The 22,873-nt window shown below is 69.5% G+C and carries 26 protein-coding genes and 4 tRNA genes; 22 read left to right on the forward strand and 8 right to left on the reverse strand.

Features of this window, described 5'->3' with window-relative positions; genetic code table 11:
- The first annotated feature begins 18 nt into the window (after positions 1-18).
- Positions 19-285, forward strand: a complete 267-nt coding sequence (locus ACFY1L_RS07460; protein ID WP_361265141.1) for a GlsB/YeaQ/YmgE family stress response membrane protein — start codon at positions 19-21, stop codon at positions 283-285.
- A 109-nt stretch (positions 286-394) separates the two neighbouring features.
- On the opposite strand, the gene ACFY1L_RS07465 is transcribed toward ACFY1L_RS07460, so the two are convergent.
- Positions 395-883, reverse strand: coding sequence for a YajQ family cyclic di-GMP-binding protein (locus tag ACFY1L_RS07465; RefSeq protein WP_030945172.1), 489 nt, complete (start codon positions 881-883; stop codon positions 395-397).
- A 234-nt stretch (positions 884-1,117) separates the two neighbouring features.
- Here ACFY1L_RS07465 and ACFY1L_RS07470 point away from each other — a divergent pair.
- Positions 1,118-1,199, forward strand: a tRNA-Tyr gene (locus ACFY1L_RS07470).
- A 128-nt stretch (positions 1,200-1,327) separates the two neighbouring features.
- Entirely contained in the window at positions 1,328-1,873 is a 546-nt protein-coding gene (locus ACFY1L_RS07475; RefSeq protein ID WP_388819666.1) for an ATP-binding protein, read from the forward strand.
- Between the two features lie 150 nt (positions 1,874-2,023).
- Here ACFY1L_RS07475 and ACFY1L_RS07480 read toward each other — a convergent pair whose 3' ends face one another.
- The gene (locus ACFY1L_RS07480) at positions 2,024-4,405 is read right to left on the reverse strand and encodes an MFS transporter (RefSeq protein WP_388819669.1); all 2,382 of its coding nucleotides are present in this window, start codon (positions 4,403-4,405) and stop codon (positions 2,024-2,026) included.
- Between the two features lie 153 nt (positions 4,406-4,558).
- On the opposite strand from ACFY1L_RS07480, the gene ACFY1L_RS07485 reads away from it, so the two are divergent.
- Together ACFY1L_RS07485 and ACFY1L_RS07490 are read left to right on the forward strand one after the other, a co-directional pair.
- Entirely contained in the window at positions 4,559-5,032 is a 474-nt protein-coding gene (locus ACFY1L_RS07485; RefSeq protein WP_388819672.1) for an NUDIX domain-containing protein, read from the forward strand.
- Positions 5,033-5,071: 39 nt separating this feature from the next.
- Positions 5,072-5,284: a hypothetical protein gene (locus tag ACFY1L_RS07490; RefSeq protein ID WP_388819675.1), complete on the forward strand. Its 213-nt coding sequence runs from the start codon at positions 5,072-5,074 to the stop codon at positions 5,282-5,284.
- Between the two features lie 17 nt (positions 5,285-5,301).
- Here the strand turns inward: ACFY1L_RS07490 and ACFY1L_RS07495 are convergent, their stop codons facing one another.
- From ACFY1L_RS07495 to ACFY1L_RS07505, 3 genes are all read right to left on the reverse strand, one after another.
- Complete coding sequence (locus ACFY1L_RS07495) at positions 5,302-5,691, reverse strand: nuclear transport factor 2 family protein (protein ID WP_388819678.1); 390 nt, start codon at positions 5,689-5,691, stop codon at positions 5,302-5,304.
- Between the two features lie 2 nt (positions 5,692-5,693).
- Positions 5,694-6,350 (reverse strand): NAD(P)H-binding protein, encoded by a 657-nt coding sequence (locus tag ACFY1L_RS07500; protein WP_388819681.1) that lies wholly within the window; start codon positions 6,348-6,350, stop codon positions 5,694-5,696.
- A gap of 167 nt (positions 6,351-6,517) precedes the next feature.
- On the reverse strand, positions 6,518-7,804 hold the full coding sequence (locus tag ACFY1L_RS07505; protein ID WP_388819684.1) for a hydrolase: 1,287 nt from the start codon (positions 7,802-7,804) through the stop codon (positions 6,518-6,520).
- Positions 7,805-8,073: 269 nt separating this feature from the next.
- Here ACFY1L_RS07505 and ACFY1L_RS07510 point away from each other — a divergent pair.
- The 8 genes from ACFY1L_RS07510 (at position 8,074) to ACFY1L_RS07545 (ending at position 13,233) form a co-directional block, all read left to right on the forward strand.
- Positions 8,074-8,146, forward strand: a tRNA-Thr gene (locus ACFY1L_RS07510).
- 46 nt (positions 8,147-8,192) lie between these two features.
- Positions 8,193-8,265 (forward strand) — tRNA-Met (locus ACFY1L_RS07515).
- An 89-nt stretch (positions 8,266-8,354) separates the two neighbouring features.
- Positions 8,355-8,519: a 50S ribosomal protein L33 gene (rpmG, locus tag ACFY1L_RS07520; RefSeq protein ID WP_003948671.1), complete on the forward strand. Its 165-nt coding sequence runs from the start codon at positions 8,355-8,357 to the stop codon at positions 8,517-8,519.
- 139 nt (positions 8,520-8,658) lie between these two features.
- Positions 8,659-9,111, forward strand: coding sequence for a MaoC family dehydratase N-terminal domain-containing protein (locus ACFY1L_RS07525; RefSeq protein WP_361265120.1), 453 nt, complete (start codon positions 8,659-8,661; stop codon positions 9,109-9,111).
- Between the two features lie 7 nt (positions 9,112-9,118).
- A complete protein-coding gene (locus ACFY1L_RS07530) occupies positions 9,119-9,547 on the forward strand; it encodes a MaoC family dehydratase (RefSeq protein ID WP_361265117.1) in 429 nt (142 codons plus the stop codon).
- Positions 9,548-9,683: 136 nt separating this feature from the next.
- Positions 9,684-10,253: a TetR/AcrR family transcriptional regulator gene (locus ACFY1L_RS07535; protein ID WP_388819687.1), complete on the forward strand. Its 570-nt coding sequence runs from the start codon at positions 9,684-9,686 to the stop codon at positions 10,251-10,253.
- Between the two features lie 100 nt (positions 10,254-10,353).
- A complete protein-coding gene (locus tag ACFY1L_RS07540; RefSeq protein ID WP_388819690.1) occupies positions 10,354-11,796 on the forward strand; it encodes a DHA2 family efflux MFS transporter permease subunit in 1,443 nt (480 codons plus the stop codon).
- 381 nt (positions 11,797-12,177) lie between these two features.
- Positions 12,178-13,233, forward strand: a complete 1,056-nt coding sequence (locus tag ACFY1L_RS07545) for a UDP-N-acetylmuramate dehydrogenase (RefSeq protein ID WP_388819693.1) — start codon at positions 12,178-12,180, stop codon at positions 13,231-13,233.
- 7 nt (positions 13,234-13,240) lie between these two features.
- On the opposite strand, the gene ACFY1L_RS07550 is transcribed toward ACFY1L_RS07545, so the two are convergent.
- The gene (locus ACFY1L_RS07550) at positions 13,241-13,873 is read right to left on the reverse strand and encodes an NAD(P)-dependent oxidoreductase (RefSeq protein WP_388819695.1); all 633 of its coding nucleotides are present in this window, start codon (positions 13,871-13,873) and stop codon (positions 13,241-13,243) included.
- Positions 13,874-13,977: 104 nt separating this feature from the next.
- Between ACFY1L_RS07550 and ACFY1L_RS07555 the strand changes: the two genes are divergently transcribed.
- Positions 13,978-14,601 (forward strand): TetR/AcrR family transcriptional regulator, encoded by a 624-nt coding sequence (locus ACFY1L_RS07555; RefSeq protein ID WP_388819698.1) that lies wholly within the window; start codon positions 13,978-13,980, stop codon positions 14,599-14,601.
- An 18-nt stretch (positions 14,602-14,619) separates the two neighbouring features.
- Positions 14,620-15,288, forward strand: a complete 669-nt coding sequence (locus tag ACFY1L_RS07560) for a hypothetical protein (RefSeq protein ID WP_388819701.1) — start codon at positions 14,620-14,622, stop codon at positions 15,286-15,288.
- Here ACFY1L_RS07560 and ACFY1L_RS07565 read toward each other — a convergent pair.
- Entirely contained in the window at positions 15,269-16,309 is a 1,041-nt protein-coding gene (locus tag ACFY1L_RS07565) for an adenosine deaminase (protein WP_388819704.1), read from the reverse strand. The two genes, ACFY1L_RS07560 and ACFY1L_RS07565, sit on opposite strands and share 20 nt — an antisense overlap.
- 115 nt (positions 16,310-16,424) lie before the next feature.
- Positions 16,425-17,651, reverse strand: a complete 1,227-nt coding sequence (locus tag ACFY1L_RS07570; protein WP_361265099.1) for a pyridoxal phosphate-dependent aminotransferase — start codon at positions 17,649-17,651, stop codon at positions 16,425-16,427.
- A gap of 283 nt (positions 17,652-17,934) precedes the next feature.
- On the opposite strand from ACFY1L_RS07570, the gene ACFY1L_RS07575 reads away from it, so the two are divergent.
- From ACFY1L_RS07575 to ACFY1L_RS07605, 7 genes are all read left to right on the forward strand, one after another.
- Positions 17,935-18,007, forward strand: a tRNA-Trp gene (locus tag ACFY1L_RS07575).
- A gap of 108 nt (positions 18,008-18,115) precedes the next feature.
- Positions 18,116-18,403, forward strand: a complete 288-nt coding sequence (secE, locus tag ACFY1L_RS07580) for a preprotein translocase subunit SecE (protein ID WP_242772567.1) — start codon at positions 18,116-18,118, stop codon at positions 18,401-18,403.
- Positions 18,404-18,483: 80 nt separating this feature from the next.
- Entirely contained in the window at positions 18,484-19,314 is an 831-nt protein-coding gene (nusG, locus tag ACFY1L_RS07585) for a transcription termination/antitermination protein NusG (RefSeq protein ID WP_388819708.1), read from the forward strand.
- Between the two features lie 168 nt (positions 19,315-19,482).
- Positions 19,483-19,917, forward strand: coding sequence for a 50S ribosomal protein L11 (rplK, locus tag ACFY1L_RS07590; protein ID WP_007491029.1), 435 nt, complete (start codon positions 19,483-19,485; stop codon positions 19,915-19,917).
- A gap of 83 nt (positions 19,918-20,000) precedes the next feature.
- Positions 20,001-20,726 carry a 50S ribosomal protein L1 gene (gene rplA / locus ACFY1L_RS07595; protein ID WP_359016946.1) on the forward strand — a complete coding sequence of 242 codons (726 nt, stop codon included), beginning with the start codon at positions 20,001-20,003 and terminating at the stop codon, positions 20,724-20,726.
- Between the two features lie 166 nt (positions 20,727-20,892).
- Complete coding sequence (locus ACFY1L_RS07600; protein WP_388819711.1) at positions 20,893-21,801, forward strand: hypothetical protein; 909 nt, start codon at positions 20,893-20,895, stop codon at positions 21,799-21,801.
- Positions 21,802-21,806: 5 nt separating this feature from the next.
- Positions 21,807-22,649, forward strand: a complete 843-nt coding sequence (locus tag ACFY1L_RS07605; protein ID WP_388819714.1) for a hypothetical protein — start codon at positions 21,807-21,809, stop codon at positions 22,647-22,649.
- Positions 22,650-22,873: the final 224 nt, after the last annotated feature.

The following is a 22,873-nucleotide window of genomic DNA, read 5'->3' on the forward strand; positions in this document are numbered from 1 at the left end:
GAAGGGCAGGTTCACGGCATGACCATCATCAGCTGGATCATCCTGGGGCTGTTGGCCGGAGCCATCGCCAAGTTCCTGCTGCCGGGCCGCGACCCGGGCGGCTTCATCGGAACGACGCTCATCGGCGTCGCGGGCGCGTTCATCGGCGGCTGGATATCGGCCCGCTGGCTGGACCACCCGATCACCAAGAACTTCTACGACGGCGCGACATGGGCCGCGGCGATCGGAGGCTCGCTCGTCCTCCTGGTCGCCTACCGCATCCTGTTCGGCAACTCGCGCAACTGAGCACGACCGAGCACGCCCCCGGACCGCAGCCAGCAGGCGAGAAGGGTGGGCACCCACCAGGTGCCCACCCTTCCTCGTGGTCGCTGATCAGCGACTCCGAATCAGCTGCTCACCGGTAGTTCACGAACTGCAGCGCGAAGTCGAAGTCCTTGCCCTTCAGGAGGGCGATGACCGCCTGCAGGTCGTCACGGCTCTTCGAGCTGACGCGCAGCTCGTCGCCCTGCACCTGGGCCTTGATGCCCTTCGGGCCCTCGTCGCGGATGATCTTCGCCACCTTCTTCGCGTTCTCCTGGGAGATGCCCTCCTCGATCGACGCGAAGATCTTGTACTCCTTGCCCGAAAGCTGGGGCTCGCCCGCGTCCAGCGCCTTCAGCGAGATCCCGCGCTTGATCAGCTTGGACTGGAAGACGTCGAGGACGGCCTTGACCCTGTCCTCGGAGTTCGCCTCCATCAGGATCTTGTCACCGGACCACGAGATCGAGGCACCCACGCCCTTGAAGTCGTAGCGCTGCGAGATCTCCTTGGCGGCCTGGTTGAGGGCGTTGTCGACCTCCTGCCGCTCGACCTTCGAGACGATGTCGAAACTGGAGTCGGCCATGTCCTGTGGCTCCTTGTATCGGTGCGTAATGGGGGTGCGTACGGGTCCGTATCGGCGTACGTGGGGGCGGGCGCCGAGCCCGGCGTGGTCCCGGGCCGCATCCGGACAAGCCTAGCCACCCGCGGTCCTCCGGGCGCAGATCAATCGGGTGGCGAAGCACCCCTCGGCATCGGGTATTGTTTACGTCGTTGCCAGGGAGCACCGCCGAAGAGCGGTTCGACCGGCAGCAACCCCGGCGGTGTGCCCGAGCGGCCAAAGGGAGCAGACTGTAAATCTGCCGGCTCAGCCTTCCCAGGTTCGAATCCTGGCGCCGCCACGCTGAGAGAGACCCCCTCCATTCTGCGGAAACGCAGAGCGGAGGGGGTCTCTTCGTGTATGCGGGCGGTCTCCCCGCAGTGCTCATCTCCGAAGCCCCATCTCCCAACGTACGGAAGGTCTTTGATCATGCGCCGTTACGTTCTCACCGGCACGCCCGGTGCGGGTAAGACGTCGATTCTGCGGTGTCTGGGTGAGCTTGGTTACGGGGTCGTCGAAGAGGCGGCGACCGCTGTCATCGCGCGGGAGCAGGCCCGAGGTGTGGACGCGCCGTGGACGCGGGCGTCGTTCGTCGACGAGATCGTCGAGCTGCAGAGGCGGCGGCAGCTGGAAGCCCCCGTCACCGGTTCCGTTCAGGTGTTTGACCGGTCGCCTGTCTGCACGTACGCGCTCGCGCGTTATCTGGGGCGACCGGTGTCCACGGCGCTGGCCGCGGAGATCGAGCGGATCGTAAGCGAGAAGATCTACGAGCGTCAGGTGCTCTTCGTCCGCAATCTCGGGTTCTGCGAGCCCACCAGCGCCCGGCGGATCAGTTTCCAGGAGTCGCTGGTATTCGAGCGGATCCACGAAGAGAGCTACCACGCGTTCGGCTACGAGCTGATCGACATCCCCGTCGGCGATCTCGCTCAACGCGTTGCCGCGGTCGGCTCGGCGATTGCGCGGCCCGATCTTTGAACGGTCCGGGCCGACTTTGAACGCCCCGAGCCAGCTTGAACGCCCCGAGCCGGTTCCCGCCGACGCCACCCAGGGGACGTACCGCCATGCAGAGCAGCTACGCAGAGCAGCTCCCCAGAGCACATACGCCCCGGGTGCCCCAACGCCGAACTACTCCCCGCTATGCACAAGTTCGACGTCGTGCTCGTCCACCCCGCCCCCCGACACGGAAACGGTCGCCGCCCGCGGCGGATACCCGGTCGCGATGACCGTGTACGCGCCGCTGTCCAGGTCGGAGAAGGCGTACGCGCCGTCGGGGCCGGTCCTGGTCGTGGCGACCACGTTGCCCGCGGCGTCGATCAGGGTCACCCGGGCGTCGCTCAGCGGGGCGCCCGCTCCGCGTACCGTGCCCCGGACATGGGCGCCGGGCCGGAGTTCGACCTCGATGCGCGTGGTTCCGGCGCCGCCTATCTCGACGGGCAGGGCCAGCGGGCGGTGCTTGGGGGAGTTGACGGCGAGCGTGACCGTCCCCGGCACCAGGTCGGTGACGACGAACTCGCCCAGCACATCGGTCCGTCCGGTCGCCAGCACCTCCCCGCGCACGTCCGTCACGATCACCACGGCCTCGGCGACCGGCGCTCCGCTGTCCGCGGACCGCACCAGACCGGCGAGGCCGCTGGTGCCGCTGAGCAGGACGTCGTACGAGACCGGACCGTCGGCGACGACGAGCGTCGAGGCCTGCGGCTGGCAGCCGTCGGCGGAGGCGATCAGGACGTACGAACCGTTGGCGGGCGCCTCGACGCCGTAGGAGCCGTCGGCCCGTGAGACGGACCGGCTCAGTTGCCTGCCGCCGAGTGAGATGAGCGTGACCGCGGCCCCGGCCACGGGGACACGCTCCGCCCCGAAGACATGACCGCTCACCGGGATTCCGCCGCCGACGGAACCGCCCATGCCGGCCGGCTCGGCAGCCGTGACTGAAGCCGACACCGCCGCACGCTCCCGCGCAGCTCCGTCGGATCCCGCACCCGCGACTGCCGGGGCCGACGTTCCCCGCCCCTCCCCGCTCACACCCGCAGACGGCTCCCCAGCGGCAGCCCCCTCCACGGCCCCGGCGGGCTCCGCCGCCCCCGCCACCCGATGCCGCGGAATGAACGACGCGACGACAAAGGCAAGCAGCGCCGCCCCGCCGCCAATGGCAAGCACGGTCTTGAAGCCGTTCTCCGAAGGGAGGGAGACCCCGCCGAGGCTCGTGGTCATCTGCGACAGGATGACGCCGGCGACCGCGCTGGCGGTCGACGTACCGATGGACCGCATCAGGGTGTTGAGGCTGTTGGCCGCACCCGACTGCGACGGCGGCACGGCGCCCATGATGAGGGCCGGCATCGCGCCGTACGTGAAGCCGCTACCGGAACCGATGACGCAGGACACCAGCACGAACTGCCAGACCTCGGACATCAGCAGGATGTTCAGCCCATAGCCCGCGGCCACGATGAGCGAGCCGAGCATCAGGCTGGCCTTCGGGCCCTTGGCCTTGGAGAGGGCCGCGGAGACTGGGGCGACGGCCATCATCACCAGGCCGGACGGGGCCATGACCAGACCAGCGGTGAGCAGCGACTTGCCCAGACCGTAGCCGGTCGCTTCAGGCAACTGCAGGAGCTGCGGAAGCACCAGGGACATCGCGAACATGCCGAAGCCGAGGGCGATCGAGGCGAGGTTGGTGACCAGCACCTGGCGGCGGGCGGTCGTGCGCAGGTCGACCAGCGGCTGTTCGGTGCGCAGCTCGAACCAGCCCCACAGCAGCAGGATCACGACGGATGCCCCGAACAGACCGAGCGTGGTGCCGCTGTCCCAACCCCAGTCGCCGCCCTTGGAGATGGGCAGGAGAAGGCAGACCAGTCCGGCTGCCATCCCGAGCCCGCCGACGACGTCGAAGCGGCCGCCCGTCCTCACCTTGGACTCGGGCACCACGGACACAACCAGCAGCAGTGCTACGACGCCCATCCCGGCCGAGCTCCAGAACAGCACGTGCCAGGCGAAGTTGTCGGCGATGAGGGCGGCGGCGGGCAGGCCCAACGCCGCTCCCACGCCGAGCGAGGCGCTCATCATCGCGGTGGCCGAACCGAGCCGTTCGGCGGGCAGTTCGTCCCGCATGATGCTGATGCCGAGCGGGATCACACCACCGGCCATGCCCTGCAGCACCCGTCCGACGATCATCGGGGTGAGCGAGTCGCTGAGGGCGGCGGTCACCGACCCCGCGATCAGCAGGACCAGGCTGGTCAGGAGCATGCGGCGCTTGCCGTACATGTCGCCGAGCCGCCCCATCATCGGGACGGCCACGGCGGCGGCGAGCAGCGTGGCGGTGACGGCCCAGGCGGTGTCGGACGCCGGGGCGTTCAGAAGCTTCGGCAGCTCCGGGACGATCGGGATCACCAGGGTCTGCATCAGCGAGACCACGATCCCGCCGAAGGCCAGAACCGCCACGACGGCATTGGCCCGCGGCGCTGCGGACACCGCCTCGTCGTCGTCGGCGGGTCGGGGAAGTGCGTGGGACATCGGTCGGCCTCCGTGGGCATGGGGCATCGGGTGTGCGCGACATCCTCAAGTTAAGTCAGTTGATTGACTTAAGCAAGGTCGATCGGCGTGCGCCCGGTCGGATTTCGTAGGGGCACAGTGAAGACTTCGGGACGCCGGGGTATGTACGACGACATGGGACGGATCGACTACCTCCACGACCCCGACGCCCCGCCCGCCAACTCGGTGGTGCCCGCCGTCGTGGCGTTCGTGCAGAACGAGGGGGGGCAGGTGCTCATGGTCCGCCGCTCCGACAACGGTCGCTGGGCACTGCCCGGAGGCGGCCACGAGGTGGGGGAGTTCATCGCCGACACCGTGGTGCGCGAGATCTGGGAGGAGACCGGCATCAAGGCCGAGGTCCTCGGCCTCACCGGGATCTACACCGATCCCGGCCATGTCATGCGGTACGACGACGGCGAGGTCCGCCAGCAGTTCAGCATCTGCTTCCGCGCGCGCCCCGCCGGCGGCGAACTCCGCCCGAGCAGCGAAACGCCCCAGGTCCGCTGGGTGGCCCCGACCGACCTGCCCGAACTGGACATCCACCCGACGATGCGCCTGAGGATCGACCACGCGATGGACCGGACGCGGACATCCCCCTACATCGGCTGACTGCGGGTCTCACACTTTCGCCCGGGGCACACTGACCCCATGTCCACTCGCCGCAGACGCTGCCCCGAATGCCGTCGCGAGATCGCCGTCGTCGCCGGACGCTTCGCCCGGCACGACCCGCCCGGCGCGCGCGAGAACGGCATGCTCGTCTCCTGTCCCGGCTCGCGCCGCCAAGCCCAACTCGATGCCGCCCAGCCGTCGTTGGACGGGTATGTCGTCCCCGAGATCCCCGGCCAACTGCCCCTGTTCTAGGAACGGCCCGACCGCCTCTACGGTTCCCGTGGACGCTCCCGCACATCCATCCGCGTCACCAGCCCGTCCCCGCCGAACCGGTACACGTGCTCGACCGTCTCCTCCGCCCACTGATCACCGGACGCGTCCCGCACCCCGGGCCGTACGGTCGCCGCCACGCCCTCACCGTCCTCGTGGAGCCGCACCCCCTCCAGCCGTACGAGAGGATGCCCGGCCGCGAACTGCCGTGCCCAGTAGGCGCGTACCGCCTCGCGGCCGTGCAGCCGGACCCCGTCCAGGACGTTCGGCCAGTCCACGTCCGGTGCCAGACACAGCAGTACGAAGGTGTCGCGCTCGTCGGTGGAGAAGGCCTCGTACATCCGCCGCAGCAGGGCCTCCTGCGCGGCCGGAACCCCCTCTCCGGCCACCCTCAGTTCCCGGCCACGGACTTGACCGCCACCGACACCGGCGTCGACCCGCCGACCAGCTCCAGGGTCAGGCCGGCCGTCGCCGTCGTGTCCACCAACTCCGCGAGTACGGCGGCCACGTCGTCGCGGGGAATCGCACCGCGGCCGGTGTGGGCCTCCAGCCGTACGAGGCCCGTGCCGACGTCGTTCGTCAGCATGCCGGGGCGCAGGATCGTCGCGTCCAGGGCGTCCAGCCGCAGCACGTGCGCATCGGCCTCGCCCTTCGCACGCAGGTACACGTCGAAGATGTCGTCCCCCTGGTGCGCGGGATCGGCGCCCATCGACGAGACGACCACATGTCGTCGTACGCCCGCTCGAACTGCCGCGTCGGCGAACAGAATCGCCGCTCCCTTGTCCACGGTGTCCTTGCGGGCCGCCCCGCTGCCCGGACCCGCACCCGCGGCGAAGACCGCCGCGTCCGCGCCCTGCAGATGCGCCGCGACCTCCTCGACCGAGGACGACTCCAGATCCAGCAGGACCGGTTCGGCACCGGCCTCCCGCAGATCGTCGCCCTGTTCGGCGTGACGGATGATTCCCGCGACCTCGTCCCCGCGCGCGGCGAGCAGTCGCTCCAGCCGCAGCGCGATCTGACCATGACCACCAGCGATGACAATGCGCATGTTTCCGACCGTACGCCCGGACGGCCGCATCCGCCGCACGACTTGAGCCACGCATCAGGGCGCACAGGCACAGTGCTTGCACCGGGCGTGCGCCTCGGGGGCACCACTCTCCCGGCGTGTGCGCCCCGCGCACGAGCTACTGCCGCGCCCCGCTCATCTTTCGTCCTTCACGACAGCTCTCCCCGCCCCTGCCGAGGGAGCCCCAGCTCCGCCGCCGCGGCCGAGTTGCAGTACTCCCGTACCGCGCTCGTCCGCGCCACCACCCGGCCCCGGTGCACGACGATCCGGCTGTACGCCAGGGACAGCGCCCCCGCGAGCCGGTCCCCGCGTACCGCGAGCAGTTCGGCCGGGAAGCCCGCCTCCACCCGTACCTCGGGCAGGCCGAGTGCCGCTCGGGCCGATGTGCTCACCGCGTCGTAGGCGTCCTCGGGCCGCAATCCGTACCGGGAGGCCAGCAGGTAGGCCGCCTCGAGGGGGTCGCCGCGGCCGACCGGGTTGGACACGTCGCGCAGGGCGCCACTGCCCGCGGCCACCCGCACGCCGGCCGCCCGCAGCAGCCGTACCGGAGCCGTGTCGGACCGGTCGGTGGCACCGCAGCCGCCCTGGGGGAGGCACACCACCGTCACCCCGGCTGCCGCGAGTTGGTCGGCGGTGCGGTGGGCCGTCGCGGCGGGCAGCCGGCCGAGGCCGCCGCACGGACCGAGCGTCACCCCGGGGCGCAGTCCGCCGGCCATCGCGGCGATGCGGGCGAGACGGGCCGGGTCGGCGGCGTCGGTGTGCAGGTCGACGGGGCAGCCGTGTTCGGAGGCGACCTCCAGGACCGCCTCCACGTACCCCGTCGGATCGGGGTCCAGATCCGGGCAGCCGCCCACCACGGACGCGCCCATCTTCACCGCGTCCCGCAGCATCGCGAGCCCGTCCGCCCCGGCCACACCGGTCAGCACCCGCGGCATCGCCACCGCGGTCAGCTCCGTCAGCCCGCGCAGCGCACGCCGCGCCTGCAGTACGGCGACCAGCGCGCCCAGCCCCTGGACGTCGCCCACGCGCACGTGTGCCCGCAGCGCGGTCGCCCCGTGCCCCAGCTGCAGCAGCGCCGCCTCCGTGGCCCGGCGCTGCACGTCCGGGGGGTCGTAGGAGGCCGGGCCGTCGCCGTCCGCCGACAGCGCGGTGTCCCCGTGCGCGTGCGGTTCGGCCGGAGCCGGCAGCAGCAGATAGCCGCTGAGGTCCACGCGCGTGCCGCAGCCCGCCACTCCGCCCGCCGCCAGGCTGCCGGCCGTGCCGACCGCCTCGATGCGCCCCCTGCCGAGCCGTACGTCCACGGTCCTGCCGTCGGTCAGGTGCGCCCCGCACAGCAGCAGAGCTGCCGGGTCACCCGCCTGTCCCGAGGAACCGGACGAACCCGAGGAGCCGGACGAGGACGACGAGTGGGGCGGCTGCGGCTGGCTGTCGGGCATCGCGCTCCAGGGGCTCGGGCGTGGCTGCGCAGGGGACGCAAGATCACGCAGAGTGAGTCGAGCCTAGGCTGGCGATCCCTCCGTGTCGGGGAGGAGCGCAATAGTCGTACCGGTGTGGTCCGTCGTACGGAAGAGGCCTCGGCGACTCCTGGGAGAGCCGGGCGACGGGCCGGAACCAGGGCCGCGACGGACCGTGGAACAGGCCGGGACGGGGGCCGCGAAACGGATTTGGGTGAACGGCGGCCGAGCGTGTAATGTCTTCATCGCTCGCCCCAATAGCTCAGTCGGCAGAGCGTCTCCATGGTAAGGAGAAGGTCTACGGTTCGATTCCGTATTGGGGCTCTGGTGTGTGAGGTTCCCGTCGTAAGGCGGGAACGGATCGCATCACAGCGGTGTAGCTCAGTCGGTAGAGCAAGCGGCTCATAATCGCTGTGTCACCGGTTCAAGTCCGGTCACCGCTACTGACAGTAGCCGATTGTGGGGTCGGTCCTTCGATCGGCTACTCTTCTATGCGTTAAACCGTCCTATCCGTTCGTCAAGGAGCACTCACGTGGCTGCCACCGACGTCCGCCCGAAGATCACGCTGGCCTGCGTGGAGTGCAAGGAGCGGAACTACATCACCAAGAAGAACCGGCGTAACAACCCGGACCGACTGGAGATGAAGAAGCACTGCCCGCGTTGCAACGCGCACACCGCGCACCGCGAGACGCGATAAATCAGGCTCGTACGCGAGGCCGCCCCCACTAGTCGGGGGGCGGCCTCGCGTCGTTTCGGCCCCGGTTACCGACCGGTTCCGGCCGATTACAGGCCACCCGGAGCAGACAGACCAGGCAGACATCAGGAGGTGCCGAGCCATGGCGCTCGACCAGTCCTTCGTGGGGCGGAGCTACCCGCCCACCGAGCCCTACGAGGTGGGCCGCGAGAAGATCCGTGAGTTCGCCGAGGCGGTGGGGGACCCCAACCCGGCGTACACGGACCCGGAGGCCGCCAAGGCACTCGGCCACCCCGATGTGATCGCCCCGCCGACCTTCGTGTTCTCGATCACCTTCAGGGCCGCGGGACAGGTCGTCCAGGACCCGCAACTCGGCCTGGACTACAGCCGCGTCGTGCACGGCGACCAGAAGTTCGCCTACGTCCGTCCGGTGCGCGCCGGCGACCGGCTCACCGTCACCTCGACCATCGAGGCCATCAAGTCCCTGGCGGGCAACGACATCCTGGACATCCGCGGCGAGGTCCACGACGAGGCGGGCGAGCACGTCGTGACCGCCTGGACGAAGCTGGTCGCGCGTGCGGCAGAGGAGGCGTGAGAAACCGATGACGGCGAAGATCGCATACGACGACGTCGAGGTCGGCACCGAACTGCCCGCCCGGACCTTCCCCGTGACGCGCGCCACGCTCGTCCAGTACGCGGGCGCCTCCGGGGACTTCAACCCGATCCACTGGAACGAGAAGTTCGCCAAGGAGGTCGGGCTGCCGGACGTCATCGCGCACGGCATGTTCACCATGGCCGAGGCGATCCGGGTGGTCACCGACTGGACCGGCGACCCGGGCGCGGTCGTCGAGTACGGCGTCCGCTTCACCAAGCCCGTAGTCGTCCCGAACGACGACCAGGGCGCCGTGATCGAGGTCAGCGCCAAGGTGGCCGCCAAGCTCGAAGACAACACGGTCCGCGTGGACCTCACGGCAACCAGCGCCGGCCAGAAGGTGCTGGGCATGTCGCGGGCGGTCGTACGACTGGGCTGAGAGCCGTAAAGGCCGGATGTAAGGGGCGCTCGCCGATGCGGGCGCCCCTTACTCGTAACTCATACGGCCGTCCCCGTCCCCAGACGGCAGCACCCACCCCTTGACGTAGTTAGTGATTGAGTACTAACTTACTCGCATGGCCAGGATGAGCGCAGAAGAGAGGCGCGAGAGCGTCATTCGTGCGGCGACCGAAGAGTTCGCCCGCGGCGGGTACTACGGCACGTCGACCGAGTCGATCGCCAAGCGCGTCGGTGTCTCGCAGCCGTACCTCTTCCGGCTCTTCCCGGGCAAGAAGGCACTCTTCCTCGAGGTGACCAAGCGGTGCACGGAGGACATCCTCCGCACCTTCGAGGAGGCCGCCAAGGGGCTGGAGGGCGAGGAGGCCCTGCACTCCATGGCGAACGCGTACACCAAGCTCATCGTCGAACGCCCCGAGCGGCTGCTGATGCAGATGCAGATGTACGTCACCGTGGGCGCCGCCGAGCAGGCCGGTGACCACGAGCTCGGCGAGGAGGTCCGCGCCGGCTGGATGCGGCTGTGGGACACGGTCCATCTGCCGCTCGGTGCCGACATCGACGAGACGACGACGTTCATGGCGTACGGGATGCTCATCAACTGCCTGGTGGCGATGGGCTTTCCTCCCGAGCACCGGGTCTGGGAAGGGCTCTACCCCGAAGCGCGGCTCAAGGGTCGGCTGGAGGCGTAGCCCACCAAATAAAAGGCACGGAAAATCGCCTTTTCATGATCGCGAAAGTTAGTCATCAATAACTAACCTGCAAACGGAACGATCACCCTCTGGGGGAGCGATGTCACAGCAGACAGCACGTCGCGGGGGAACAGTCTGGGCCCTCGTCATCACCAGCGTCGCCGGATTCATGGCGGCCCTCGACAACCTGGTCGTCACCACGGCCCTGCCCTCCATCCGCAAGGACCTCGGCGGAGCCCTGGGCGACCTGGAATGGACGGTCAGCGCCTACACCCTGACCTTCGCAGTCCTCCTGATGTTCGGCGCGGCACTGGGCGACCGCTTCGGCCGCCGCCGCCTCTTCCTCGTAGGCCTCACCGTCTTCACCGGCGCCTCCGCCGCCGCGGCCATGGCGACAGGCATCAACAGCCTCATCGCAGCCCGCGCGGTCCAAGGCGTAGGCGCGGCGATCATGATGCCTCTCACCCTCACCCTGCTGACCGCAGCCGTACCGGCCGCGAAGCGCGGAATGGCATACGGCATCTGGGGCGCGGTCAACGGCCTCGCGGTGGCCTCCGGCCCCCTGATCGGCGGCAGCCTCACCGAGCACGTCTCCTGGCACTGGATCTTCTGGCTGAACGTCCCGCTCGGCATCGCCCTGCTGCCCCTGGCCCGCCTGCGCCTCGCCGAGTCCCACGGCACCGGCGCCCCGCTCGACATCCCCGGCACCCTGCTCGCCAGCGGCGGCCTCTTCGGAATCGTCTACGGCCTGGTCCGCGGCCCCGCCGACGGCTGGAGCGCCTCCCTGGTCCTGACCGGCCTGTTCGCCGGAGCGGCACTGCTCGTCGGCTTCGTCCTCTACAGCACCCGCGCCAAGAACCCCATGCTGCCGATGCGGCTGTTCCGCTCCAGGGCCTTCTCCGGCATCAACGCAGCGAGCCTGCTGATGTTCTTGGGGATGTTCGGCTCGATCTTCCTCCTGAGCCAGTTCATGCAGGGCGTCCTCGGCTACTCGCCCACCGAGGCGGGCCTGCGGATGCTGCCCTGGACCGGCATGCCGATGCTCGTCGCCCCGATCGCCGGCATCCTGTCCGACCGCATAGGCGGCCGCCCCGTAGTGGCCACCGGCCTCTTCCTCCAGGCCGCCGGCCTCGGCTGGATGGCCACCGTGGTAGCCCCCGGCGTCTCCTACGCCGCCCAGCTCCCCGGCCTGATCATCAGCGGCATCGGCATGGCCCTGTACTTCGCCCCCGCCGCCAACCTGGTCATGTCCAGCGTCCTGCCCAAGGAACAGGGCATAGCCTCCGGCGCCAACAACGCACTGCGCGAGGTCGGCGGCGCGCTCGGCATCGCCATCATGTCGTCGATCTTCGCGGCCCAGGGCGGCTACGAGTCCGCACAGACCTTCGTGGACGGCCTCCAGCCCGCCCTGGTCACCGGCTCGGCAGTGGTCGCCCTCGCAGCAGTGGCCGCCGTCCTGATCCCGAGGAGGCGCGCTGCGCAGACAGCGACATCGCAGTCGGCCGATGAGGCAACGCCGGCACTGGAGCCGATCGCAGGCTGACCCACGACGAACGGTCCCGTCCGAAAGGGCGGGGCCGTTTTCCTGTACCCCTGCGCGCGCACCCGCGCCAGCGGGGTGCCGCCTTTCTTTGGGACGGGAGCCGCCCCACCGACCCGACGGCCCGCAGACTCAGCGGGTGGACGCACCCGCAGCCGCCAACGGCGGAAAGGGGACGTGCCGGGGGGTGTCCGCCCGCAGCGGCCGGCGTCACGACACAGCACAGCCCAGGCCACCAGCACCGCCGGACCGAGGACGGACACCCCCCGGCGCGGCCCCGACCCCAGACACACCGGCAGGCGCGACGCGCACCCCCACCCACCCGCCGCAGGCCGCCGCAGGCATCCGCACCCCGCGCCGGCGGCGTCTCGTACTCTTGAGCCCGTGCAGGAACGACACGACGCCCCCCTCGCCCCCCTGACCACCTTCCGCCTGGGCGGCCCAGCAACCCGCCTGATCACCGCCACCACCGACGCAGAGGTGATCGCAGCCGTAAGCGAGGCCGACGCCACCGGCACCCCCCTCCTCCTGATCGGCGGCGGCTCGAACCTGGTCATCGGCGACAAGGGCTTCGCCGGCACCGCACTCGTCATCGCCACCAAGGGCTTCGAACTCGACGGCACAAACCTGGAGCTCGCCGCCGGCGAGGTATGGACCGACGTCGTCGCCCGCACCGTAGAGGCAGGCCTCGCCGGCATCGAATGCCTCGCCGGCATTCCCGGCTCGGCCGGCGCAACCCCCATCCAGAACGTGGGCGCGTACGGCCAGGAGGTCTCCTCCACCATCACCGAAGTGATCGCATACGACCGCACCACCCACCAAACGGTCACCATCCCGAACGCCGACTGCGCCTTCTCGTACCGCCACAGCCGCTTCAAGGCCGACCCCGACCGCTACGTCGTCCTGCGCGTCCGCTTCGAGCTGGAGGACGCGGCCGGCCTCTCCGGCCCCATCAAGTACGCCGAAACGGCCCGAGCCCTCGGCGTGGAACCCGGCGACCGAGTCCCCCTCACCGCCGCCCGCGAGACCGTCCTCAAGCTCCGCTCCGGCAAGGGCATGGTCCTGGACCCCGAGGACCACGACACCTGGTCGGCAGGCTCGTTCTTCACCAACCCGATCCTCACCGACGCCGACTTCACCGCGTTCCGCGCGCGCGTGAAGCAGAAGCTCGACGCCGACACGGAACCCCCCGCCTACCCCGCAGGCGACGGCCGCACCAAGACCTCCGCGGCCTGGCTGATCGACAAGGCAGGCTTCACCAAGGGCTACGGCACCGGCCCGGCCCGCATCTCCACCAAGCACACCCTGGCCCTCACCAACAGGGGCAACGCCACCACCGAGGACCTCCTCACCCTCGCCCGCGAGGTCGTCGCAGGCGTCCACGAGACCTTCGGAATCACGCTGGTCAACGAACCGGTGACGGTCGGAGTGAGCCTGTAAGGGCGCCTCAGTAGGCCACACCCACCCCCTGCTTCACCGTCCCCGCATCGTCGAGCGCCGCCAGCATCGCGTGTGCCACATCCGCGCGGGCGATGAAGCGGCCATCAGGCGGGAAGCCCCCGACGACCGTGCGGTAGGTGCCGGTGAGCGGCTTGTTCTGCAGACGCGGCGGCCGGACGGACGTCCAGTCCGTGCCACTGCGCGCCAGCTCGGCCTCCATCTCCCGCAGATCCGCGTAGACGTCCCTGAGGAGCGCGGAGACGATGCCGCGCGCGGCACGGTCGACCAACTTCGCGCCCTCCGGCTCGGGGCCGACGGGCCCGGCACTGACCACGACCAGCCGCCGCACGCCCTCCGCCTCCATCGCGCCCAGCACGACACGGGTCAGCCGGGCAGCCACCCCGGCGTCCTTGCGGCTGCGGGCGCCGAGCCCGGACAGGACGGCGTCCCGGCCCGCCACCGCACCCCGCACCGCCTTCGGGTCGGTCAGGTCGGCGCGGCACACCTCCAGCGCGTCGCCGGTGACGCCGAGCCGAGCCGGATCGCGGACCACGGCGGTCACCCGGTGGCCGGCGCCGAGCGCCTGACGCACGATCTCCCGGCCGATACCGCCGGTGGCGCCGAAAACGGTGAGGTTCATGAGTACCCCCGCACTCGAGATAGGTGGGTGAGTATTCACTCACCCCTGCCTCCTCCTAGAGTGGGTATTCACTCACCCACCCGTCAAGTCTGATTGGACCTGCCATGGACCCGAAGCCGGCCCGTGTCCGCATCCTCGATGCCGCTCACGAGCTGATGCTCACCGTCGGGCTGGCGAAGGCGACCACCAAGGAGATCGCCAAGGCGGCCGGCTGCTCGGAAGCCGCGCTCTACAAGTACTTCGCGAGCAAGGAGGAGTTGTTCATCCAGGTGCTCTCGGAACGCCTGCCCCGGCTGACTCCGCTGCTCAGCAGCCTCGCCGCCGAGCCCGGCCGGGCCACGCCGGAGGAGAACCTCACCGAGATCGCCCGCCAGGCCGCCCTCTTCTACGAGCAGAGCTTCCCGATCGCCGCCTCGCTCTACGCCGAGACCCAACTCAAAAGGCGCCACGACGACGCGATGCGGCAGATGGGAACGGGACCGCACAAGCCGATCCAGGGCCTGGACACATACCTGCGGGCCGAGCAGTCACTCGGCCGGATCAGCCCGGACGCGGACACCTTCGCAGCCGCGTCACTCCTGCTCGGCGCCTGCGCGCAACGGGCGTTCGCCTACGACGCCACGGAGACCGGCACCAGACCGCCCGTGGACGAGTTCGCCACCCGCCTCGCCCGCACCCTGCTGAGCGGAATCTCCGTTGCCGACCACACCGCGGGCCCCCGACCCTGATGCCATGAGGCATCGCACATGCGCCTGAGACTGCACGAGTTCCGTCCCAGAACAGGCCCGTACGAACACCGGGTCGTCCAGCCCCGGCACCCCCTGCGCCACACCTCCCTGACCGCTCCCGACCCCATCGGCCTGCTGCTGGGCGACCACGACGGCCTGAACACCCTCGCCGGACTGTTCTCCTTCGCCGCCCACTCCCGCCACACGCTCGTCCATGTGCCGCTGCGCGACGGAGTCCCGCCGGACGAGGGCTGGGGCGAGCGGGTCGACCTCGTGCTGGCCCACCACACCCTCGGTCTGCGCCCCAGCCGGTGGCCCGAACTGCGCCGGAAGCTACGCCGGGCCACCCCACTGACCGCCCGCACCGACGAGGCACGCACCGCCCGCGACGCGGCCTCCTGGCGCGAGCGGCAGAAGCGGGCCGACGGCCGGGACGACCTGCGACACGCCACCCACGCCCGCACCTTCTTCCTCTTCGGCACGCGCGAGGTGTTCGCCGAGACCGCCATGGACTTCGCCCGCGCGGCGGGCTGGGGGCCGCGTCAGAAGCGCGTCGCCGAAGGCCACTCGGCGCTGATGGCGGGACTGCCACTGATCCAGCCGCCCGGCGGCGGACACCCCGTCGAGGTGCTGATCTGCTTCAAGCCCCACCCGCCGTACGCCCACTTCAGGCGACCGGGCCGCTGAGCCACTCGTCGATCCTCGCCAGCAGCTTCGCGCTCACGTCCTCCGGCGCCGCCGAAGCCCGCACCGACTGCCGCGCCAGTTCCGCCAACTCCTCGTCGGTGAAGCCGTGATGGCGGCGGGCGATGTCGTACTGGGCGGCCAGCCGGGACCCGAAGAGCAGCGGGTCGTCGGCGCCCAGGGCCATCGGCACACCGGCCTCGTACAAGGTCCGAAGCGGCACGTCCTCGGGCTTCTCGTACACACCCAGAGCCACATTCGAGGCAGGACACACCTCGCACGTCACCCCCCGCTCCGCCAGCCGCTTCAGCAGCCGCGGATCCTCCGCCGCCCGCACACCGTGCCCGATCCGGTTCGCGTCCAGGTCGTCGAGACAGTCCCGCACCGACGAGGGCCCGGTCAGCTCGCCACCGTGCGGAGCCGACAGCAGCCCGCCCTCCCGCGCGATGTGGAACGCACGGTCGAAGTCCCTTGCCATACCCCGGCGTTCGTCATTGGACAGCCCGAAGCCGACCACACCCCGGTCCGCGTACCGCACCGCCAGCCGCGCCAGCGTCCGCGCGTCCAGAGGGTGCTTCATCCGGTTCGCGGCGACCAGCACCCGCATGCCGAGCCCCGTGTCGCGCGACGTGGTCTCCACGGCATCCAGGATGATCTCCAGCGCCGGGATCAACCCACCCAGCCGAGGCGCGTACGACGTCGGATCGACCTGGATCTCCAGCCACCCCGAGCCGTCGCGCACATCCTCCTCCGCGGCCTCCCGCACCAGCCGCTGGATGTCCTCGGGCTGCCTGAGGCACGAGCGCGCCGCGTCGTACAGCCGCTGGAACCGGAACCAGCCCCGCTCGTCCGTAGCCCGCAGCTTCGGCGGCTCACCGCTGGTCAACGCCTCGGTCAACGCATCGGGCAGCCGTACCCCGTATTTGTCGGCCAGCTCCAGCACGGTGGTGGGCCGCATCGACCCGGTGAAGTGCAGATGCAGATGGGCCTTCGGCAGCTCAGAGACATCACGTACACGCTCCATCCCAGGATCCTGCCGTACGTCCCAGCCGTCCCGGTAGCGGATTCCCCGTACGTGGTCTTGCTCGCACGAAAAAACGGGCCACCCCGTGTGAGGTGGCCCGTTCGGTGCGGCGAGATCAGTCCTGCGCCTCCGCCAGCAGCTTCTGGATCCGGCTGACGCCTTCGACGAGATCCTCGTCACCCAGGGCGTACGACAGCCGCAGATAGCCCGGCGTGCCGAAGGCCTCGCCCGGGACGACCGCGACCTCGGACTCCTCCAGGATCAGCGCGGCCAGCTCGACCGTGTCCTGCGGGCGCTTCCCGCGGATCTCCTTGCCGAGCAGGCCCTTGACCGAGGGGTACGCGTAGAAGGCGCCCTCGGGCTCCGGGCAGACGACGCCGTCGATCTCGTTGAGCATGCGGACGATCGTCTTGCGGCGGCGGTCGAAGGCCTCGCGCATCTTCGCCACGGCGTCCAGGTCACCCGACACCGCAGCCAGCGCCGCGACCTGTGCGACGTTCGACACGTTCGACGTGGCGTGCGACTGCAGGTTCGTCGCGGCCTTGACCACGTCCTTCGGACCGATGACCCAGCCCACGCGCCAGCCGGTCATGGCGTACGTCTTCGCGACACCGTTGACGACGACGCACTTGTCGCGCAGCTCGGGCAGCAGCGCGGGCAGGGACACGGAGACCGCGTCGCCGTAGACCAGGTGCTCGTAGATCTCGTCGGTCAGCACCCACAGGCCGTGCTCGACGGCCCAGCGGCCGATCGCCTCGGTCTCGGCCTCGGAGTACACCGCGCCGGTCGGGTTCGAGGGGGAGACGAAGAGGACGACCTTCGTCTTCTCCGTACGGGCGGCCTCCAGCTGCTCCACGGAGACGCGGTAGCCGGTGGTCTCGTCCGCGACGACATCCACCGGGACACCGCCGGCCAGGCGGATCGACTCCGGGTACGTCGTCCAGTACGGCGCCGGGACGATGACCTCGTCGCCCGGGTCGAGGATCGCGGCGAAGGCCTCGTAGATGGCCTGCTTGCCGCCGTTGGTGACCAGGATCTGCGAGACGTCGGGTTCCCAGCCGGAGTCGCGCAGCGTCTTCGCGGCGATCGCGGACTTCAGCTCGGGCAGACCACCGGCCGGCGTGTACCGGTGGTACTTCGGGTTCTTGCAGGCCTCGATCGCGGCCTCGACGATGTAGTCGGGCGTCGGGAAGTCGGGCTCACCGGCGCCGAAGCCGATCACCGGACGCCCGGCGGCCTTGAGGGCCTTGGCCTTGGCGTCCACGGCGAGGGTGGCGGACTCGGAGATCGCGCCGACTCGGGCGGAGACCCGGCGCTCGGTGGGAGGGGTTGCAGCGCTCATGGACCCCATCGTTTCAGACCGGAAACGACCCCGGCACGCGGGTTTCACAGACTGAACAGCTGTGGGTCGGTCATTGAACAGGAGTCCGGATCCGGGCGATGGCCTGGTGATCTTCCGCCGGTTTCCGGGCGATCTTCCGCCGCCAAGGCCCCTACGGGGGCTTTCTGTTCGACGAGGCGCCCCGGACCACGTACACTCTCACCTCGTTGGCCTTCAGCAGCCGCACCGCAGGCGGTGCACACCGAGCACTCGGTCGGATGCGGTACGTTGGGGGACACACCAAAGGGTCGTAGCTCAATTGGTAGAGCACCGGTCTCCAAAACCGGCGGTTGGGGGTTCAAGTCCCTCCGGCCCTGCTACACACACCTTCGCCAGGATGTGTGCGCATGTACGTACAGCAATGCACCGCCGTGCGGCTCAGACCGGGCGCGGCACGGCCACGACCCGGGAACAGGTGAGGACGAATGGCGGACGCCGTGGGCTCCATCGACACGCCTGATGCCCAGGACGAGGCGCAGGAGACGAAGAAGAAGGCCCGCAAGGGCGGCAAGCGGGCCAAGAAGGGCCCGTTCAAGAGGCTTGCCCTCTTCTACCGCCAGGTCATCGCCGAGCTCCGCAAGGTCGTCTGGCCCACGCGTAACCAGCTGACGACTTACACAACCGTGGTGATTGTCTTCGTCGTCATCATGATTGCCCTGGTGACCGTGATTGACTATGGACTCAGCCACGCCGCCAAGTACGTCTTCGGCTGAGCCGACTGCGAAGGGCGCCGTGGTTACCGGCGCCCCTTTCGCATGTTCCACCCCTATGTATCCAGGAAGAAGCAGCCACCGTGTCTGACACGAACCTGAACGACGACGCCCTCGAGCCGGACGAGTCCGTGGACGACGAACTCGACATCGTCGAGGGCGCGGACGAGCAGGACGAGTTCGAGGCTGCGGAGGCCGAGGCGGGCGAGCCCGCCGAGGAAGAGGCCGTCCACGTCGTGGACGAGGACGTCGAGGAAGCCGACGCCGAGGAAGCCGTCGAGGAGGAGACCGAGCCGGTCGACCCCGTCCAGGCCCTCCGCGAGGAGCTGCGCACTCTGCCCGGCGAGTGGTACGTCATCCACACCTACGCCGGCTACGAGAACCGCGTGAAGACCAACCTGGAGCAGCGCGCCGTCTCGCTGAACGTCGAGGACTACATCTTCCAGGCCGAGGTGCCGCAGGAAGAGGTCGTCCAGATCAAGAACGGCGACCGCAAGACGATCAAGCAGAACAAGCTCCCGGGCTACGTCCTCGTCCGTATGGACCTGACGAACGAGTCCTGGGGCGTCGTCCGCAACACCCCCGGCGTCACCGGCTTCGTGGGCAACGCCTACGACCCGTACCCGCTGACCCTGGACGAGATCGTCAAGATGCTCGCCCCGGAGGCCGAGGAGAAGGCCGCCCGCGAGGCCGCCGAGGCCGAGGGCAAGCCCGCCCCGCAGCGCAAGGTCGAGGTCCAGGTGCTGGACTTCGAGGTCGGCGACTCGGTCACCGTCACCGACGGCCCGTTCGCCACGCTCCAGGCGACCATCAACGAGATCAACCCCGACTCGAAGAAGGTCAAGGGCCTGGTGGAGATCTTCGGCCGCGAGACGCCGGTCGAGCTCTCCTTCGACCAGATCCAGAAGAACTAGTTCTTCCTGGACCATCACGTCCGAGCAGGTCAGAGGGGCTGTCAGAAGCCCGTCTGACCTGCTCGATTTTTGGCCGCGCATCTATACCCGTTATCGTTGTGCGGTATGCCTTCATCTGGGACGCGACCCGGGTGGGGGTAGACCCGAATCGAAAGGACCCGGAGAGCAATGCCTCCCAAGAAGAAGAAGGTCACGGGGCTCATCAAGCTCCAGATCCAGGCCGGCGCCGCGAACCCGGCCCCGCCGGTCGGCCCCGCGCTGGGTCAGCACGGCGTCAACATCATGGAGTTCTGCAAGGCGTACAACGCCGCGACCGAGTCGCAGCGTGGCTGGGTGATCCCGGTGGAGATCACGGTCTACGAGGACCGCTCCTTCACCTTCATCACCAAGACGCCGCCGGCCGCCAAGATGATCCTCAAGGCCGCGGGCATCGAGAAGGGCTCCGGCGAGCCGCACAAGACCAAGGTCGCCAAGATCACCCAGGCGCAGGTCCGCGAGATCGCCCAGACCAAGCTCCCCGACCTCAACGCCAACGACCTGGACGCCGCCGCGAAGATCATCGCCGGCACCGCGCGTTCCATGGGCGTCACGGTCGAGGGCTGAGCCCCAACTCCCCGCAGAAAAAGCAGTAGTGGCAGGGCCTGCTCGGCCCGCACCACGACTCCTAAGAATCCACAGGAGCAGTAGTGAGCAAGCGCAGCAAGTCTCTCCGCGCTGCGGACGCCAAGGTCGACCGGGAGAAGCTCTACGCCCCGCTCGAGGCCGTCCGTCTCGCCAAGGAGACCTCCACGACCAAGTTCGACGGCACCGTCGAGGTCGCCTTCCGTCTGGGTGTCGACCCGCGCAAGGCCGACCAGATGGTCCGTGGCACCGTGAACCTTCCGCACGGCACCGGTAAGACCGCCCGGGTCCTGGTCTTCGCGACCGGCGACCGTGCCGAGGCCGCGCGTGCCGCGGGCGCCGACATCGTCGGCGCCGACGAGCTGATCGACGAGGTCTCGAAGGGCCGCCTGGACTTCGACGCCGTCGTCGCCACCCCGGACCTCATGGGCAAGGTCGGCCGCCTCGGCCGTGTGCTCGGTCCCCGTGGTCTCATGCCGAACCCCAAGACCGGCACCGTGACCCCGGACGTGACGAAGGCCGTCAACGACATCAAGGGCGGCAAGATCGAGTTCCGCGTCGACAAGCACTCGAACCTGCACTTCATCATCGGCAAGACGTCCTTCGACGACGACAAGCTGGTGGAGAACTACGGCGCCGCGCTGGAGGAGATCCTCCGTCTGAAGCCGTCCGCCGCCAAGGGTCGCTACATCAAGAAGGCCGCGGTCAGCACCACCATGGGCCCCGGCATCCCGGTCGACCCGAACCGCACCCGCAACCTCCTCGTCGAGGAGGACCCGGCCGCCGTCTGAGCCGAGCGCTCACCCCGGTAGCCGCGTCAGCGACGCGTCAATACGAAGGCGGGCCCTGCAACCTCCGGGTTGCGGGGCCCGTCTTTGTTGCGTGCGGGTTTTCTCGTACGGCTGTCAGTGCCCTGCGTTAGCGTGCGGGCACAGCAATCGCATAGGGGTGGGACGAATGAAGTGCACGACGGTGCGGCGCGTGATCCTCTCGATAGCGGCGGTGACCGCGCTGTCCGGGGTGGCGGCCTGCAACTCCTCGGACTCCGGGGGCTCCGGCAAGGACGACAAGGCCTCCGGCAAGGGCGCGACGCACCTGAGCCCCATCGCGGCACTGCGCACCGCCGAGAAGTCCACCGACGGCGCGGACTCGGCCAAGGTCGAGTCCACGACGACCATGGGCTCCCTGATGTCCATGACGGCCGACGGCGCGCTCGGCTGGGCCGACGGTCTCACCGGCAACCTGACCATCACCTACACCGGCGGCACCATGGCCGACACCATGAAGCAGCTCGGCACCACGTCGATGCAGGCCCGCTATCTGCCGGACGCCTACTACGCGAAGATGGGCGAGAAGTTCGCCGAGCAGGCGGGCGGCAAGCACTGGATCCGGTACGGCTACGACGACCTCGCCGACCTCGGCGGCAGCTCCGGCGCCTACCTCAAGGACCAGATGCAGAACACGACCCCGAACCAGTCGGTGAAGCTCCTGCTGGCCTCCGGGGACGTCAAGAAGGTCGGCACCGAGAAGGTGCGCGGCGTGAACACCACGCACTACTCGGGCACGGTGGACGTCGCCGACCTGGCCGGCAAGAACTCCAACCTCACCGCGAGCCAGCTCGCCGGCCTGAAGAAGCAGCTGACCCAGGCGGGCGTCAGCACGGAGACCGTCGACATCTGGGTCGACGACCAGGACCTGCTGGTCAAGAAGGTCGAGAAGGGCGAGATGTCGGCCGGCGAGTACACCCAGACCGCGTACTACAGCGACTACGGCGTGAAGGTCTCCGCGACCAAGCCGCCGGCGAGCGACACCGAGGACTTCAAGGAACTGCTGAAGAAGCAGGGCGGGACCGGAACGACGTCCTGACGCTCATGACCTTTCCAGTACGTGCATACGTGCCGCGCCGGGCAGCGGGTGCAGCGGGCGCCGTCCTGCTCCTCGCCGCCGGCGCGGTCGGCTGCGGGGGCGGTGCGGAGCAGTCCTCGGCCGAGTCGGCCGCCGCTGCCGTGGCCCGGGCCGCGAAGAAGACGCAGGCCGTCACCTCCGTGCACTACCGGCTCAGCGGCCGGATCCCGGAGCAGGGGCGGGTCGAGGCCGAGGCGTCGGTCGGTACGAAACCGGCGGTGGCGCGGCTGACGACGTCCACCATCGGCGGCGACCACCCCACCGTCTCCGAACTCCGCCTGGTCGACGGGGTGTTGTACCAGCGCCAGAGCGAGAACGGCGTGGCCCAGCAGGTGCACGGCAGGCACTGGGCCGGCTTCGGCGAAAGCGCCGGTTTCACCGCGGGCGGTGGCCTGAGGATGGACACCGGCGGACTGCGCGACCAGGTCGGGCACAACCCGGCCCGGGACGCCGCCTTCCTGGCCGCCTCCGACGACGTGCGGCAGGCCGGCACCGAGAAGGTCGACGGCGTCGCCACCACGCACTACACGGGGACGGCGAAGCTCGACGACCTCCGCTCCGCCCTGGAGAGCAAGGAGAAGAAAGGGCTCCTCCAGTACGACAATCTGGGCGTCGACGAGCTCACGCTCGACGTCTGGATCGACGGCGAAGACCACGTCAAGCGGCTGCGCACGCAGGGCTTCGGCCGCCACGGGCAGCTGGACCTCACCGTCACCTTCCTCGACTTCGGCAGGCCGGTGACGGTCCGCGCACCGGCCGAGGACGACACGGTGGACCTGAGCAAGCCGTCGAAGCAGGGCCGCGGCTGAGCACCGTACGACCGGATTTGCTTGACGGCGATCCGGTCACGTACCCTCCTGGAGAAGCCAAAGACCGCTGGTCGTTGCCGTGTGCTCGTGAGAGGGCGCGGTGGCCGAAGGATCCGCTGAAATCCGCGGACGACCCGCGCAGGTGATTGTGGAAGTGCTCCCGGAGTTCGCTGCCCAACAGCGTGCGAGTCCCGGTCGAGCTACGCCCCGAGCGCCTGCGCCGG

The sequence above is a fragment of the Streptomyces sp. NPDC001663 genome (assembly GCF_042893105.1).
Classification (GTDB): domain Bacteria; phylum Actinomycetota; class Actinomycetes; order Streptomycetales; family Streptomycetaceae; genus Streptomyces.